This is a genomic window from Variovorax sp. 10N432 (genome assembly GCF_056394465.1).
In genome coordinates, this window is the sequence record NZ_JBFTHX010000009.1 from 103086 (window position 1) to 118730 (window position 15645).

Genomic DNA, 15645 nt, shown 5'->3' on the forward strand with positions numbered 1-15645 from the left:
CGGAGCCTGACCCCTCTTCATGCGCCGTGCCGACCGCCTGTTCCAGATCGTCCAGCTCATCCGCGGACGCCGCCTCACCACGGCCGCCTTCCTGGCGCAGCGGCTCGAGGTCTCGGAGCGCACGGTCTATCGTGATGTCGCCGACCTGCAACTCCAGGGCGTGCCGATCGAAGGTGAAGCCGGCGTCGGCTACCGGCTCGGCTCCGGCTTCGACCTGCCGCCGCTGATGTTCACGCAGGACGAGGCGGCGGCATTGGTCGCCTCGGCGCGCCTGGCGCAGAGCTGGGTCGACGCCGCGATGGCGCGCGACATCGAATCGGCGCTCGGCAAGATCCTGTCGGTGCTGCCGCCGGCGGCGCGGGTGTCGGCCGAGAGCCTGGCGCTCTACGCGCCGGCCTACGTGCTCGACGCCGGCACGCGCGATCGACTGCAGACCCTGCGCGAGGCGGTGCAGTCACGCCACAAGCTGCGCATGGATTACCGCGATGTCGCCGGCGCTCCCAGCCAGCGCACGGTGCGTCCGCTGGGCTGCTTCTATTGGGGCAAGGTGTGGACCTTCTCGGCCTGGTGCGAGCTGCGCGACGACTTCCGCGGCTTTCGGATCGACCGCATCGACCGCATCGAAGTGATGCCGGAGCGTTTCAGGGACGAGCCGGGGAAGACCCTTGCGGACATGCTGCGCCGGCTCAAAGCGGATGCCTAGTCGGTTGAGGACAGAGCAAGAACTGCTGCGCAGTTTTTGGTCTGTCCCGCAAGGTCTCAAGATTCTCAGAAGTCGTTGCCGCCCCCGGCAAGATTCTCGAACTTGGTCAGCGGCTTCAGGAAGGCCAGCTTGACGGTGCCGGTCGGGCCATTGCGATGCTTGCTGATGATCACTTCGGCGACGCCCGGCTCCTTGCTGTTCTTGTCGTAGTAGTCGTCGCGGTAGATGAACATGATGATGTCGGCGTCCTGCTCGATCGCGCCGGACTCGCGCAGGTCGCTCATCATCGGGCGCTTGTCGGTGCGGCTCTCGACGCCGCGGCTCAACTGCGACAGCGCGATCACCGGGCACTTGAGCTCCTTGGCCAGCATCTTCAGGCCGCGCGAGATTTCGCCCACGGCGGTGGCGCGGTTCTCGTCGTTCATGCTGCTCGAGACGCTCATGAGCTGCAGGTAGTCGACCACGATCAGGCCGAGCTTGCCGTACTGGCGCGCCAGCCGGCGCGCGTTGGCGCGCAGCTCGCTGGTGGTGAGGCCGGGCGTCTCGTCGATGTGCAGCGACACGTTGCGCAGCTTCTCGATGGCTTCGGTCAGGCGCGGCCATTCCTCGTCGGTCAGCTTGCCGGTGCGCAGGTGGCCCTGGTCGATGCGGCCGATCGAGCCGACGATACGCACCGCCAGCTGCGAGGCGCCCATTTCCATCGAGAACACCGCCACCGGAAGGCCTTCGTTGAGGGCCACGTGCTCGGCGATGTTGATGGCCAGCGAGGTCTTGCCCATCGAGGGCCGCGCCGCCAGCACGATCATGTCGCCCGGCTGCAAGCCCGAGGTCATCTTGTCGAATTCGTAGAAGCCGGTCCGCACGCCCGTGATGTCGTTCGGGTTCTCGGCCATCTCGGTCACGCGGTCGAGCAGTTCGACCACCAGGGAATCCATGCCCTGGAACCCCTGCTTCATGCGCGAGCCTTCCTCGCCGATGTTGAAGATCTTTTGCTCGGCTTCGTCGAGGATCTTGTCGACCGCCTTGCCTTGCGTGTTGAAGGCGTTGGTAGCGATCTCGTCGCTCGCGCTCACCAGCTTGCGCAGGATCGAGCGCTCGCGCACGATTTCGGCGTAGCGCCGGATGTTGCTCGCGCTCGGCACGTACTGCGCCAGCGAGTTGAGGTAGGCCAGGCCGCCGATCTCGTCGGCCTTGCCGAGGTTCTGCAACTGCTCGTAGACCGTGATCACGTCGGCCGGTTTGCTGGCGTTGATCAGCGTGCCGATGGCCGCGTAGATCAGCTTGTGCTCGTGGCGGTAGAAGTCGCCGTCGACCACCACGTCGCCCATTCGGTCCCAGGCGCCGTTGTCGAGCAGCAGGCCGCCCAGCACGCTCGATTCGGCCTCGATCGAATGCGGCGGGATGCGCAGTTGCGCGATCTGGCGGTCTGACGACGGGTCGTTATCGGCGTAGGAAAAGAGTGCGGACATGAAGTTCCTTGCAACCATGCATGCTAAGCCGGGCGGGGCGCGGCGTCACGTGGACAAGGCTGTGAATAAGCAGTGATCTTCCGGTGCGGCGTGCGGGACAACCCAGGCCGCCGGAAAAAGAAAAGCCGCCCGAAGGCGGCTCTTTCACGCGCACGAAGCGCGTGGGGCGTCTTAGGCGCTCTCGCCGTAGACCGTGACCGTGATGTCGACCACCACGTCGGTGTGCAGCGCGACGCTGACGGTGCTGTCGCCGACGACCTTGATCGGGCCGTTGGGCATGCGCACTTGCGCCTTCGCGACCTTGTAGCCTTGCTTGCCGAGCTCTTCGGCGATGTCGGCGTTGGTGACCGAGCCGAACAGGCGGCCGTCGACGCCGGCCTTCTGGGTCAGCTTGACGGTGGTGCCGCCGAGCTTTTCGCCGTGGGCTTGCGATTCGGCCAGCTTGGCGGCCGCAGCCTTTTCCAGCTCGACGCGCTTGGCTTCGAATTCGGCCTTGTTGGCTTCGGTGGCGCGGCGGGCACGGCCCGACGGGATCAGGAAGTTGCGGGCGTAACCGTCCTTGACCTTGACGATTTCGCCGAGGACGCCGAGGTTGACGACTTTGTCCAGAAGAATGACTTGCATGGTGTGTCGCTCCTTAGACGCGGTGTTGGTCGCTGTACGGCACCATCGCGAGGAAGCGGGCACGCTTGATCGCGGTGTTGAGCTGGCGCTGGTAGATCGCGCGCGTGCCGGTCAGGCGTGCGGGGATGATCTTGCCGTTTTCGCTGATGAAGTCGCGCAGGGTGTCGATGTCCTTGTAGTCGATCTCTTCGACGCCGGCGACGGTGAAGCGGCAGAAGCGCTTGCGCTTGAACAGCAGCGACTGGGTGTTGCGCTTCGGACGCTTGTCCTTGTTGAATTTCTTGAACGTGGCCATGTTTGGACCTCTAGAAAATTAATCTTGCTGAAAGTTCTGGATGTGAAGCACTGGATGCTTGCCGTTGCCCGGTGTCGCGAGGAAGCCCTGGAATCGCCAGAGACTGCCCAGCTCCTGCCTTGCGAGCCGTTCGGCCACTGCGCCGAAGGCGACGGCCTTGATGGCCGCCTTGACCTGTCGGGGCTGGGACGCTTCGGTCACTGTCGACTCGTGTTCGAGTCGCAGGTCGACGGCGGGCAGACCGGCAGGCGTGAAACGCAGGGCTCCGAGTTCGGCGACGCAGGCAGTCAGCAACAGCTGATTGACCGCGGCAACGCTCACGCCATCAGTTGTTGTTGGCGGCGTATTCGGCCTGCTGGGCCTTGCGGGCCTCTTCGCGCTCGACCGTCTTCATCATCGACGAAGGACCGGTGTCGGCCTTCTTCTTGACCACGGTCAGGTGGCGCAGGACGGCGTCGTTGAACTTGAACGCGTGCTCGAGTTCGGCCATGACGGTCTGCTCGGCTTCGATGTTCACGCACAGGTAGTGCGCCTTGTTCAGCTTGTTGATCTGGTAGGCCAGCTGACGGCGGCCCCAGTCTTCGACGCGGTGGATCTTGCCGCCGCCGGCCGTGATCAGGCCCTTGTAGCGCTCCAGCATGGCCGGAACCTGCTCGCTCTGATCCGGGTGGATCAGCAAAATGATTTCATAGTGACGCATTGGCACTCCTTGTGGTCCGTTTGGATTCCCCGATGTTGGTCGAGGAAAGGGGTTGAGCCACCCGCGGCGTCAGACGTGGTGTGGCAAGGCAAAGCCGTAAATTATAGCACTCAGGCGCCGCGCAGTGCCCGTTCGAGTGCGGCGGCCTTGTCAGGCCCCACCGCCGCCTGGATCTTCGGGAACAGCTCCAGCAGCTGTTCGTAGTTGGCGGTGCCCTCGACCGACAGGTTGAGCCTGAAGCCACGCAAGCCCAGGCTGCCCGTCAGCTGGGTCGCGATCGGATAGGCGTCCTTGTAGCGCTGCTGGTCGGAGCGGCCCGCAGTCGGCGCAGCAACCACGGGCGCGGKGGCGGGCGCCGGCGACGCAGCACCTGCGGGAGCGGCGGGAATCGCAGGCGCGCTGGCCTCGCCGACCAGCGCCAGCAGGCCCTGCGCGATCATCTGGTCGATTTCCTCGCGGCTCACGCCCATCCCGGCCTCGAGCACGTCGCCGACGCTACGCTTGCCGTCGCAGAGGATGAACGCCGTGCGCTGGCGGGGTGTCAGCGCGATCGAACGATCCTTCAGGACACGCTGACCGGCTTCAGTCTTGACAAGAATCATGGGTTCCTCGACGCCAGGACCAGGGGCGCGGCTCGGGCCCCCCGGAAATGCCTGGAGTGTGACAGCAAAGATGCATTTGGTTTCAAATACACCAAGCTGACACGGGGATTACACCCAGTCCGTGAACAAAGTCGTTGCGCGACGGTGACACCCGTCGCGCCTCACGATCGGTCAGCGCTTGGCGAGCTGCTGCCAGGTCTCGATGACGCTGTCGGGATTCAGCGAAATCGACTCGATCCCCTGCTCCGCCAGCCAGAGCGCGAAATCCGGATGGTCGCTGGGCCCCTGGCCGCAGATGCCGACGTACTTGCCCTGGGCCTTGCAGGCCTTGATGACCTTCTCCAGCAGAGCCTTGACCGCGGGGTCGCGCTCGTCGAAGTCGGCGGCCAGCAATTCGAGGCCGGAATCGCGGTCCAGGCCCAGCGTGAGCTGGGTCAGGTCGTTGGAGCCGATCGAGAAGCCGTCAAAGAACTTCAGGAACTCCTCGGGCAGGATCGCGTTGCTCGGCACTTCGCACATCATGATCAGCTTGAGCTCGTTTTCGCCGCGCTTCAGGCCGTGCTCGCCCAGCAGTTCGGTCACGCGCTGGGCCTGGCCCAGGGTGCGCACGAAGGGCACCATGATCTGCACGTTGGTCAGGCCCATCTCGTTGCGCACGCGCTTGAGCGCCTCGCATTCCATCGCGAAGGCCTCGCCGAACTCGCCGCTCAGGTAGCGCGCGGCACCCCGGAAGCCGAGCATCGGGTTCTCTTCCTCGGGCTCGTAGCGGCTGCCGCCGATCAGCTTGCGGTACTCGTTCGACTTGAAGTCCGACAGCCGCACGATCACCGGCTTGGGCCAGAAGGCGGCGCCGATGGTGGCGATGCCCTCGGCCACCTTGTCGACGTAGAAGGCGCGCGGCGATGCATGCCCGCGGGCCACCGATTCGACCGCCTTCTTGAGGTCGGCATCGACGTTCGGGTAGTCGAGGATCGCCTTCGGGTGGACGCCGATGTTGTTGTTGATGATGAACTCGAGCCGCGCCAGGCCGACGCCGTGGTTCGGCAGCTGGGCGAAGTCGAAGGCCAGCTGCGGGTTGCCGACGTTCATCATGACCTTGAGGTCGATGGGGGGCATTTCGCCGCGCTGCACTTCGGTCACCTCGGTTTCGATCAAGCCGTCGTAGATGAAGCCGGTGTCGCCTTCGGCGCAGCTCACGGTCACCAGGGTGCCGTCCTTGAGCAGGTCGGTGGCGTCGCCGCAGCCGACCACCGCCGGGATGCCCAGTTCGCGGGCGATGATCGCCGCGTGGCAGGTGCGCCCGCCGCGGTTGGTCACGATCGCCGCGGCCCGCTTCATCACCGGCTCCCAGTTGGGGTCGGTCATGTCGGTGACCAGCACGTCGCCGGCCTGGACCTTGTCCATCTCGCTGATGCTGTGGACCAGGCGCACCGGTCCGGTGCCGATCTTCTGGCCGATCGCACGGCCTTCGGCCAGCACGGCGCCGCGGCCCAGCAGCTTGTAGCGCTGCTCGGCCTTGCCCTGCTGCTGGCTCTTCACGGTTTCAGGGCGCGCCTGCAGGATGTAGAGCTGGCCGTCGGTACCGTCCTTGCCCCACTCGATGTCCATCGGGCGGCCGTAGTGCTCCTCGATCACGAGGGCGTACCTGGCGAGCTGCTCGACGTCGGCGTCGGTCAGCGAATAGCGGTTGCGCTGCTCGGTCGGCACGTCGGTGGTCTTGACCAGCTTGCCGCTGGCGGCCTTTTCGGCCGCGCTCGCGAACTCCATCTGGATCAGCTTGGAGCCCAGGTTGCGGCGGATGACCGCCCGCTTGCCGGCGCGCAGGGTCGGCTTGTGGACGTAGAACTCGTCGGGGTTCACGGCGCCCTGCACCACCGTCTCGCCGAGGCCGTAGCTCGAGGTGATGAACACCACGTCCTCGAAGCCGGATTCGGTGTCGATCGTGAACATCACGCCGGCGGCGCCGAGGTCGCTGCGGACCATGCGCTGGACGCCGGCCGACAGCGCCACCACGTCGTGGGCGAAGCCCTTGTGGACCCGGTAGCTGATCGCGCGGTCGTTGTAGAGGGAGGCGAACACCTCCTTCATCTTGTGCAGCACGTCCTCGATGCCGACCACATTGAGGAAGGTCTCCTGCTGGCCGGCGAAGGAGGCGTCGGGCAGGTCTTCGGCGGTGGCCGAGGAGCGGACCGCGAAGCTGGCCTGGGGATTGCCAGCCGACAGGGTGGCGAAGGCATCCGCGATCGCCTTCTGCAGATCGGCCGGGAAAGGCTGGGCCTCGACCATGGCGCGGATTTCGCCACCCACGGTGGCCAGGGCGCGCACGTCCTCGGTGTCCAGCGCGGCGAGCTTGGCGCTGATCTTGTCGGCCAGGCCGTCATGGGCCAGGAACTGGCGGAAGGCGTGGGCCGTGGTGGCGAAGCCCGTCGGCACCCGCACGCCCTGCGGCAGCTGGGAAATCATCTCGCCGAGACTGGCGTTCTTGCCGCCGACCGACTCGACGTCGGTCATTCTCAGGTTTTCGAAAGGGACGACCAGGGCGGTCGCTTCGAAGAGGTCAGACATGGGAAAGCTCCAGAAGTTGAAACTGTGGCTGCATGCAGGCGGCACGACGCGATCGTTCTTCTTGCTCTGGGCATCGGCGGGGGGTGCATGCTGGAATTCGAAGGGGAAAAGTGCTCGGCTTTCCCGATAATGGGGCGAATTGTAGGCGCGGCGGGGTTCGGCGTGCCGCAGGACAAGGTCGCCAATTCATGCACACGCGCACAGTTTTCTTCGTTTCCGACGGCACCGGCATCACTGCCGAAACCTTCGGCAATGCCGTTCTGGCCCAGTTCGAGATGAAGCCGCGCCACGTGCGGCTACCCTTCACCGACACGGTCGACAAGGCGCACCAGGCGGTGCGAAAAATCAACCACACGGCCGAAATCGAGGGCGTCCGGCCGATCGTCTTCACGACGCTGGCCAACATGGAAGTGCTCGAGGTCATCGAAACCGGCTGCAAGGGCATGCTGCTCGACATGTTCGGCACCTTCGTGCGCCCGCTCGAGATCGAGCTGGCCATGAAATCGAACCATCGCATCGGCCGCTTCAGCGACGTCAGCAAGAGCAAGGAATACGACGCCCGGATCGCGGCGATCGATTTCAGCCTGGCGCACGACGACGGCCAGAGCAACCGCGATCTCGAGGGCGCCGACGTGATCCTGGTCGGCGTCAGCCGCAGCGGCAAGACGCCGACCTCGCTCTACCTGGCCATGCAGCATGGCCTGAAGGCGGCCAATTACCCGCTGATCCCCGAGGATTTCGAGCGCCGCCAGTTGCCGCCGGCGCTGATGCCGCACCGCAAGAAGATCTTCGGGCTCACGATCCAGCCCGAGCGGCTGAGCGAGATCCGCAACGAGCGACGGCCGAATTCCCGCTACGCGAGCCTCGAGAGCTGCCGCCAGGAGGTCAGCGAGGCCGAGGCCATGATGCGGCGGGCCGGCATCCGCTGGCTGTCGACCACCACCAAGTCGATCGAGGAGATCGCGACCACGATCCTGCAGGAACTGCGCCCCGAGCGACTCACGTACTAGTCAGTTGCCAGCCGGCATCCCGGTCGCTTGTGCGGCAACCGCGCCGACCCGCTCAGGCTGCGACCGCTTCTTCCGCCGGCGCCGAGGTGCGGATCAGGTGGTCGAAGGCGCTCAACGCCGCCTTCGCGCCATCGCCGGCGGCGATGATGATCTGCTTGAACGGCACCGTCGTGGCGTCGCCCGCGGCGAACACGCCCGGCACCGAGGTCTGGCCCTTGGCGTCCACCACGATCTCGCCGTGCTTCGACAGCTCGACCGTGCCCTTGAGCCAATCGGTGTTGGGCACCAGGCCGATCTGCACGAACACGCCTTCGAGCGGCACGCGGCGGCTCTCGCCGGTCGCGCGGTCCTTGTAGACCAGGCCGTCGACCTTCTGGCTGTCGCCGGTGATCTCGGTGGTCTGCGCGTTGAGGTGCACCGTGACGTTGGCGAGGCTGCGCAGCTTGCGCTGCAGCACCGCGTCGGCGCGCAGCTGCGTGTCGTACTCGATCAAGGTCACGTGGCCGACGATGCCGGCCAGGTCGATCGCCGCCTCCACGCCCGAGTTGCCGCCGCCGATCACCGCCACCCGCTTGCCCTTGAACAGCGGACCGTCGCAGTGCGGGCAGTAGGCCACGCCCTTGTTCTTGTACTCGTGCTCGCCGGGCACGTTGATGTTGCGCCAGCGCGCACCGGTCGAGATCACGACCGAACGGCTCTTCAGCGATGCCCCGCTCTCGAGCTTGATCTCGATGAAGTCGTCCCCCGCCACCAGGCCGGCGGCGCGCTGCAGGTTCATGATGTCGACGTCGTAGTCGCGCACGTGCTCCTCGAGCGCCAGGGCGAACTTGGGTCCTTCGGTCTCCTTGATCGAGATGAAGTTCTCGATGCCCATGGTGTCGAGCACCTGGCCGCCGAAGCGCTCCGATGCGACACCGGTGCGAATGCCCTTGCGCGCCGCGTACACCGCGGCCGCGGCACCGGCGGGGCCGCCGCCGACGATCAGCACGTCGAAGGGTTCCTTGGCGGCGATCTTCTTCGCTTCGCGCTCGACGCCGCTGGTGTCGATCTTGGCCAGGATCTCTTCGAGGCTCATGCGGCCCTGGCCGAATTCCGTGCCGTTCAGGAAGACGGTCGGCACGGCCATGATCTGGCGTTCCTTGACCTCGTCCTGGAACAGCGAGCCGTCGATCATCGTGGTCTTGATGCGCGGGTTCTGGATCGCCATCAGGTTCAGCGCCTGGACCACGTCCGGGCAGTTGTGGCAGGTCAGCGAGATGTAGATCTCGAACTCGAAGTCGCCGTCGAGCGCGCGGATCTGCTGCAGCACCGCGTCGTCGACCTTGGGCGGGTAGCCGCCGACCTGCAGCAGGGCCAGCACGAGCGAAGTGAATTCGTGGCCCATCGGCAGGCCCGCGAAACGCGGACCGTGGTTTTCGCTGGGCCGGTTGATGGAAAAAGACGGCTTGCGATGCTGGTCTTCCCGGCTCTCGCTGACCTTCACCAGCGCGGACGACTCGGCCACGTCCTTCAGCAGCGCCTTCAGGTCGCCCGACGCCTTGCTGTCATCGAGCGAAGCGACGATCTCGATCGGCTGCGTGATGCGGTCGAGGTAGCTTTTGAGTTGCGATTTGGTGCCGGCGTCGAGCATGGTGACTTTCTTTTTCAAATGCGGTGGAAACAAAAAAGCCCGGGTGCGAACGCGCCCGGGCTGTGGCGCGAGTCAGGCGGCTTAGATCTTGCCGACCAGGTCGAACGAAGGCTTGAGCGTTTCGGCGCCTTCGGTCCACTTGGCGGGGCAGACTTCGCCCGGGTGAGCGGCGACGTACTGGGCTGCCTTCACGCGGCGCAGCAGTTCGGCGGCGTCGCGGCCGATGCCGTTGTCGTGCACTTCGATGGTCTTGATCTTGCCTTCGGGGTCGATCACGAAGGTGCCGCGGTAGGCCAGGCCGGCGTCTTCGCCTTCTTCGATCAGGACCTGGAAGGCGCGGGCCAGCTGCTGGCTCGGGTCGCCGATCAGCGGGTACTGCACCTTGCCGATGGTCTCGGACGTGTCGTGCCAGGCCTTGTGCGTGAAGTGGGTGTCGGTCGACACGCCATACACCTCGACGCCGAGCTTCTGGAATTCGGCATAGTGATCGGCCAGGTCACCCAGTTCGGTCGGGCACACGAAGGTGAAGTCGGCCGGGTAGAACACGACGACGGACCACTTGCCCTTGAAGTTGTCGTTGCTGACGGGCACGAACTTGCCGTTGTGATACGCGGTGGCTTTGAACGGGATGATTTCTGTGTTGATCAGGGACATTGAGTTTCCTTGGAGGCTGATGAAAAGTGCGAGTGATTAGTATAACTACCAATATCCGCTTTCAGATAGCCTTGGGCTATTAATTGCATTGCCCACCCCTATGAATGCGAACACCTATCACCCTCACCCGCATGCAGACCGATTGCGCATGGGTTTGCTTGCGCGGCCGCCCGGCGGACTCGCACAATCGCTCCTTTAAGAACAAGGAAAAACCATGAAGGGCGACCCACAAGTCATCGATCATCTGCAGGCGCAGCTCAAGAACGAGTTGACCGCGATCAACCAGTATTTCCTGCACTACCGGATGCTCAAGCACTGGGGCCTCGACAAGCTGGCCAAGAAGGAATACGACGAGTCGATCGGCGAGATGAAGCACGCCGACCGGATCATGGACCGGATCTTCATGCTCGACGGCCTGCCCAACCTGCAGGACCTGGCCAAGCTCCAGGTCGGCGAAGACGTCCCCGAGATCCTCGAATGCGACCTGCGCTCCGAGACCGGCGCGCAGGCGACCATCAAGGCCGGCATCGCCCACTGCGAAAGCGTGCGCGACTACGTCTCGCGCGACCTCTTGCAGGAGATCCTGGACGACACCGAGGAACACATCGATTTCCTGGAAACCCAGATCGATCTGGTCGGCAAGGTCGGCCTGCAGAACTACCTGCAGTCGCAGATGGGCGAGAACGAGTAGGCCGGCACGGCTTCCGGCGAGCGGGGCCATGCCCCGCTTTTTTTTGACTTTACGAAACTTCATTGCTATCGAAAAAGGAGCAATGAAGTCAGATTCGACGGGACTTTTCTGCGCATCCGGATACCGCGCCCGGCGCAGCCAAGCAAGCTGCAAATAGAATTCATTCTCATCTGAGCGGCTAGAATCGCCCGCTCCGATGACCGCCGCCTCCACCGACAACCGCCGCCGCGCCTACTGGCTCAAGACCCTGCACGAATGGCACTGGGTCAGCTCGGCGCTGTGCCTGATCGGGCTGCTGCTGTTCGGCATCACGGGCTTCACGCTCAACCATGCGGCCAGCATCGAGGCCAGGCCGAAGGTGACGAGCCGGACCGCCACCGTCGACGACGCCTTGCGCGCGGCCCTGCTGAAGGAACTCCCCGCCGCCAAGGCCCGCAAAGGCAAGGCCGAGCTGCCCGCCGAACTGCAGGCCTGGATCCAGGCGCAGTGGGCGGTCGACACCGCCGGCCGCGACGCCGAATGGTCGGACGACGAGATCTACCTGTCGCTGCCGCGCCCGGGCGGCGATGCCTGGCTGCGGCTGAGCCTGATCGACGGCGAAGCCGAGTACGAGCGGACCGACCGCGGCTGGCTCTCCTACTTCAACGACCTGCACAAGGGGCGCAACAGCGGCGCGGCCTGGAGCCTGTTCATCGACATCTTCGCGGCCGCCACGCTGGTGTTCTCGATCACCGGACTTTTCATTCTCAAGATGCACGCCGGCAACCGGCCCTTCACCTGGCCGATGGTCGGCATGGGCCTGGTGATCCCGGTGCTGCTCGCGCTGCTGTTCATCCACTGATCCAGGAAAGAGGTTTTTCGTGCAAGTTCGCTATTCCCTCGCGCTCGCCGCACTGTTCGGCGCACCGGCCTTCGCGGCGGGGCTCACGGTCAACGTCGAAGTGCCGCGCCTCAACGTGGCGGAGTACCACCGCCCCTACGTGGCGGCCTGGATCGAGCGGCCCGACCAGTCGGTGGCCGGCACGCTGGCGGTCTGGTATGACGTCAAGAACAAGGGCAGCGCCGAGGGCGAAGGCACCAAGTGGCTGAAGGACCTGCGCCAGTGGTGGCGCCGCACCGGCCGCGAACTGCAGATGCCGACCGATGGCGTGAGCAGCGCGACGCGGCCGGCCGGCAAGCACCAGATCGCCGTGTCCGAGGGTTCCGTGGCGCTGCCCAAGCTGGCGCCCGGCGCCTACAAGCTGTATGTCGAGGCGGCGCGCGAGGTCGGCGGCCGCGAGATCGTGAGCATTCCCTTCCAGTGGCCGCCGGCCAAGGCCGAGCAGTCGCAGGTCGCCGGCAACAGCGAGCTGGGCGAGGTCTCGCTCGAACTCAAGCCCTGATTCCACTTCGTCACCAACTTCCCGGGAACCCATCATGAAGCTCTCCTTGCGCACCCTCGCACTCGGCATCGCCCTCTGCGCCGGCACCGCGGCCGTCCAGGCCCACAACGCCTGGCTGATGCCGTCGAGCACCGTGCTGTCGAAGGCCGACTGGATCACGGTCGACGCCGCGGTGTCGAACGACCTGTTCTTCTTCAACCACAACCCGCTGAACCTCGACAGCCTGGCGGTCACGGCGCCCGACGGCAGCACGGTCAAGCCCGAGAACATGTTCAAGGGCAAGCTTCGGGCCGGTTTCGACCTGAACCTCACGCAGCCCGGCACCTACCGCCTGGCCCTGGTCAACGAAGGCGTCTTCGCACGCTGGAAGGACAAGGCGACCGGCCAGACCAAGCGCGCCCGCGGCACGCCCGAGAACATCGCCAGCCAGATCCCGGCCGATGCGACCGAGGTCGAGGTCACGCAATCGGCGGGCCGCAACGAGACCTTCGTCACCGTCGGCAAGCCCAGCGCGCTGCGTGCCAGCGGCAAGGGCCTCGAACTGGTCACGGCCAACCCGACCGACCTGGTGAAGGGCGAGAAGACCGCCTTCACGCTGCAGCTCGACGGCCAGCCGGCCAAGGACCTCGAGGTCACGGTCACGCTGGGCAACACGCGCTATCGCGACAAGCTCGACGAGCTCAAGGTCAAGACCGATGCCAAGGGCCAGTTCAGCGTGACCTGGCCGGAGGCCGGCATGTACTGGCTCGACGCCAGCACGACCGACAAGAAGACCTCGGTGCCGCAGGCCAAGGAACGGCGCCTGAACTACGCCGCGACCCTGGAAGTGATGCCCTGAGTCCCGCCGCGAAAGTCCCGGCGCCCGCGCGAGCGTCCTTCGTGTCCTGGGCTGCGGGCGGCTACGCCAACACGCCCAGCCCGCGCCGTGCCGACCCTGCCAGCCTGCAGGCGCTGGCCGGCCGCAGCATGGGCACGACCTGGTCGCTGCGCTTCGACAACCCGCGCATGGTCGCGCTCGAGGACGTGCGCGCCGCGGCCCAGGCCGCGCTCGATCGCGTGGTCGCGCAGATGAGCACGTGGGAAGCGGACTCGGACATCCGCCGTTTCAACCATGCCGAAGCCGGCAGCCGGCACGTGCTCGAACCCGAATTTGCCAAGGTGCTGGCCTGCGCCCTTCAATGGGCCGCGGCCAGCGACGGCGCGATCGACCCGAGCATCGGCCCGCTGGTCGCGCTTTGGGGCTTCGGTGCCGACGCCTCGAACGACAGGCCGCCCTCCCCCGCTGCGATCGCGCGGGCGCGTGCGCGCGTCCGCTGGCAGCGCCTGGCGCTGGACCCCGAGACCCGCACCGCCATCCAGCCGGGCGGCGCGGCACTCGACCTGTCGGGCGTCGCCAAGGGCTTCGCGGTCGACCAGGTCGCCGCGGCGCTGCAGGCACTCGGGCTCGGCGATTTCCTGGTCGAAGTCGGCGGCGAGCTGCGCGCGGCAGGCCGTCGCCCCGGCGGCGATCCGTGGCAGGTGCTGGTCGACGCGCTGCCCGGCCACACGCACCGGGTGCCGCTCGACGGCCTGGCGATCGCGACCTCGGGTGACCGCTGGCATGTCCGCGAGCACCAGGGACGGCGCTGGTCGCACACGCTCGATCCGCGCACCGGCGAGCCGGTCCGCCATGCGCTGGCTTCGGTGACGGTGCTGCATCCCGAGTGCATGGAGGCCGACGCGCTGGCCACCGTGCTGACCGTGCTGGGTCCCGACGACGGCCTGGCCTTTGCCCGCCGCCACGGCGTGGCGGCGCTGTTCGTGTGCCGCGCCGAACAGGGCCCGCGCGCCTTCGTCAGCCCCGCCTGGCCAATCCAGTGACCGAGCCGACCCTGCGGGCGCTCGCCGCCTGCTTCACCGTGTTCGCCTATGCCGCGCTGTGCGCCGCGATCTACTGGCGGCGGCGACGGCAGCGCGATGCCAGCGAGCGGAGGGCCTCCGCGCTGGCCGGCAGCGGGGCCGGGGCCGGCGCCGCCACCCTGGTGCTGTATGCCAGCCAGACCGGCCAGGCCGAGGCCCTTGCCTGGCAGACCGGCGGCTGGCTGCATGCGGCCGGGACACCGGCGCGCGTGATGCCGCTCAACGAGGTCGATATCGACCTGCTGCGGCGGGCGCCGAACGCCCTCTTCATCGCCAGCACGTATGGCGAAGGCGATGCGCCCGACGGCGCCAGCCTGTTCGCCGAGCACGTGATGGGTGCGAAGGCCGAGCTGTCTTCGCTGCGCTATGCGGTGCTCGCGCTGGGCGACCGCCAGTACGCCAACTTCTGCCGCTTCGGCCGCCTGCTCGACGAGTGGCTGCACGCAGCCGGCGCGACCCGCAGCTTCGAGCGCATCGATGTCGACAATGCCGAGCCCGCCACCTTGGCCGCCTGGCAGGCGCAGTGCGGCGGCGGCGCGGCGGCCGACGACACCGCGGACCGATCGGAAGCCGCGGCGGCGGCCGCCATGCCGTGGCGACTGGCGTCTCGCACGCTCCTCAATGAAGGCAGCGCCGGCACGCCGGTGTACCGACTGGCCTTCGCGCCGATGGCCGCACCGGCCGCCGGCTGGGAATCCGGTGACATCGCGCGGCTTGCCCTCGCCAGCGATCCCGGACGGCCGCGCGACTATTCGATCGCCTCGATCCCCGCCGACGGGAACCTCGAGTTGCTGGTGCGCCAGGAACAGCACCCCGACGGCAGGCTGGGCGCCGCTTCCGGCCTGCTGACCTCGACCCTTCGCCTGGGCGACACGGTCCAGCTGCAGCTGCGTGCGCACCGCAATTTCCGGCTGGGCGAGAACCTGGAGCGCCCGCTGCTGCTGATCGGCAACGGCACCGGGCTGGCCGGCCTGCGCGGCCACCTGCGCGCCCGCGCAGCGCAGGGCCGGCACGACAACTGGCTGGTCTTCGGCGAGCGCAACGCGCAGCACGATTTTCTTTGCCGTGCAGAGATCGAAGCCTGGCAGCAAGCCGGGGTGCTGCAGCGGCTCGACATGGTGTTCTCGCGCGACCAGGCCGAACGGCTCTATGTGCAGCACCGCCTGCTGCAACGGCACGACGAGGTGCGCGACTGGATCGCACGTGGTGCCGCGATCTATGTCTGCGGCAGCCTGCAAGGCATGGCCTCCGGCGTCGACGCCGCGCTGCGCCAGATTGCGGGCGATGGGTCGATGCGCGAACTCGCGGCCGCCGGGCGCTACCGCCGCGACGTCTACTGAAGCTACAGCGTTGCTCTGAAGCAACGAAAAGTCGCCGGCCTTTACAAAATTCCTCTCAATGTGAACGCTGTGTTAACAGGC

The 15645-nt window shown here is 66.4% G+C and carries 17 protein-coding genes; 8 read left to right on the plus strand and 9 right to left on the minus strand.

Going from position 1 to position 15645, the window contains the following annotated elements; all coding sequences use genetic code 11:
* The first annotated feature begins 19 nt into the window (after positions 1-19).
* Positions 20-703 (plus strand): helix-turn-helix transcriptional regulator, encoded by a 684-nt coding sequence (locus tag AC1DF3_RS13160; RefSeq protein WP_286532697.1) that lies wholly within the window; start codon positions 20-22, stop codon positions 701-703.
* A gap of 65 nt (positions 704-768) precedes the next feature.
* Here AC1DF3_RS13160 and dnaB read toward each other — a convergent pair whose 3' ends face one another.
* The 7 genes from dnaB to ppsA all read right to left on the minus strand — a co-directional run bounded on the left by dnaB (position 769) and on the right by ppsA (position 6958).
* Positions 769-2172 (minus strand): replicative DNA helicase, encoded by a 1404-nt coding sequence (gene dnaB, locus AC1DF3_RS13165; protein ID WP_286507457.1) that lies wholly within the window; start codon positions 2170-2172, stop codon positions 769-771.
* A gap of 171 nt (positions 2173-2343) precedes the next feature.
* Positions 2344-2796, minus strand: a complete 453-nt coding sequence (gene rplI, locus AC1DF3_RS13170; protein WP_478139855.1) for a 50S ribosomal protein L9 — start codon at positions 2794-2796, stop codon at positions 2344-2346.
* A 13-nt stretch (positions 2797-2809) separates the two neighbouring features.
* Positions 2810-3091 carry a 30S ribosomal protein S18 gene (gene rpsR, locus AC1DF3_RS13175; RefSeq protein WP_007830781.1) on the minus strand — a complete coding sequence of 94 codons (282 nt, stop codon included), beginning with the start codon at positions 3089-3091 and terminating at the stop codon, positions 2810-2812.
* 18 nt (positions 3092-3109) lie between these two features.
* On the minus strand, positions 3110-3412 hold the full coding sequence (priB, locus tag AC1DF3_RS13180) for a primosomal replication protein N (RefSeq protein ID WP_286524444.1): 303 nt from the start codon (positions 3410-3412) through the stop codon (positions 3110-3112).
* Positions 3413-3416: 4 nt separating this feature from the next.
* Positions 3417-3791: a 30S ribosomal protein S6 gene (rpsF, locus tag AC1DF3_RS13185; RefSeq protein ID WP_286507454.1), complete on the minus strand. Its 375-nt coding sequence runs from the start codon at positions 3789-3791 to the stop codon at positions 3417-3419.
* A gap of 110 nt (positions 3792-3901) precedes the next feature.
* Complete coding sequence (locus tag AC1DF3_RS13190) at positions 3902-4393, minus strand: hypothetical protein (protein ID WP_478139856.1); 492 nt, start codon at positions 4391-4393, stop codon at positions 3902-3904.
* 171 nt (positions 4394-4564) lie between these two features.
* A complete protein-coding gene (gene ppsA / locus AC1DF3_RS13195) occupies positions 4565-6958 on the minus strand; it encodes a phosphoenolpyruvate synthase (RefSeq protein WP_286532690.1) in 2394 nt (797 codons plus the stop codon).
* Positions 6959-7146: 188 nt separating this feature from the next.
* Between ppsA and ppsR the strand changes: the two genes are divergently transcribed.
* Complete coding sequence (gene ppsR / locus AC1DF3_RS13200; protein ID WP_286532687.1) at positions 7147-7968, plus strand: posphoenolpyruvate synthetase regulatory kinase/phosphorylase PpsR; 822 nt, start codon at positions 7147-7149, stop codon at positions 7966-7968.
* A gap of 52 nt (positions 7969-8020) precedes the next feature.
* Here ppsR and ahpF read toward each other — a convergent pair whose 3' ends face one another.
* Together ahpF and ahpC are read right to left on the minus strand one after the other, a co-directional pair.
* Positions 8021-9598: an alkyl hydroperoxide reductase subunit F gene (gene ahpF, locus AC1DF3_RS13205; protein WP_478139857.1), complete on the minus strand. Its 1578-nt coding sequence runs from the start codon at positions 9596-9598 to the stop codon at positions 8021-8023.
* Positions 9599-9679: 81 nt separating this feature from the next.
* Positions 9680-10252 (minus strand): alkyl hydroperoxide reductase subunit C, encoded by a 573-nt coding sequence (ahpC, locus tag AC1DF3_RS13210; RefSeq protein ID WP_286507442.1) that lies wholly within the window; start codon positions 10250-10252, stop codon positions 9680-9682.
* Positions 10253-10466: 214 nt separating this feature from the next.
* On the opposite strand from ahpC, the gene bfr reads away from it, so the two are divergent.
* The 6 genes from bfr (at position 10467) to AC1DF3_RS13240 (ending at position 15564) form a co-directional block, all read left to right on the plus strand.
* Positions 10467-10943, plus strand: coding sequence for a bacterioferritin (gene bfr / locus AC1DF3_RS13215; protein ID WP_286524467.1), 477 nt, complete (start codon positions 10467-10469; stop codon positions 10941-10943).
* Between the two features lie 196 nt (positions 10944-11139).
* Complete coding sequence (locus tag AC1DF3_RS13220; RefSeq protein WP_478139858.1) at positions 11140-11784, plus strand: PepSY-associated TM helix domain-containing protein; 645 nt, start codon at positions 11140-11142, stop codon at positions 11782-11784.
* 19 nt (positions 11785-11803) lie between these two features.
* On the plus strand, positions 11804-12325 hold the full coding sequence (locus tag AC1DF3_RS13225; protein ID WP_286532683.1) for a DUF2271 domain-containing protein: 522 nt from the start codon (positions 11804-11806) through the stop codon (positions 12323-12325).
* Between the two features lie 34 nt (positions 12326-12359).
* Complete coding sequence (locus AC1DF3_RS13230; protein ID WP_478139859.1) at positions 12360-13163, plus strand: DUF4198 domain-containing protein; 804 nt, start codon at positions 12360-12362, stop codon at positions 13161-13163.
* A 41-nt stretch (positions 13164-13204) separates the two neighbouring features.
* Entirely contained in the window at positions 13205-14185 is a 981-nt protein-coding gene (locus tag AC1DF3_RS13235; protein WP_478139860.1) for an FAD:protein FMN transferase, read from the plus strand.
* A complete protein-coding gene (locus tag AC1DF3_RS13240) occupies positions 14182-15564 on the plus strand; it encodes a sulfite reductase subunit alpha (RefSeq protein ID WP_478139861.1) in 1383 nt (460 codons plus the stop codon). Before AC1DF3_RS13235 ends, AC1DF3_RS13240 begins: the two co-directional genes overlap by 4 nt.
* Positions 15565-15645: the final 81 nt, after the last annotated feature.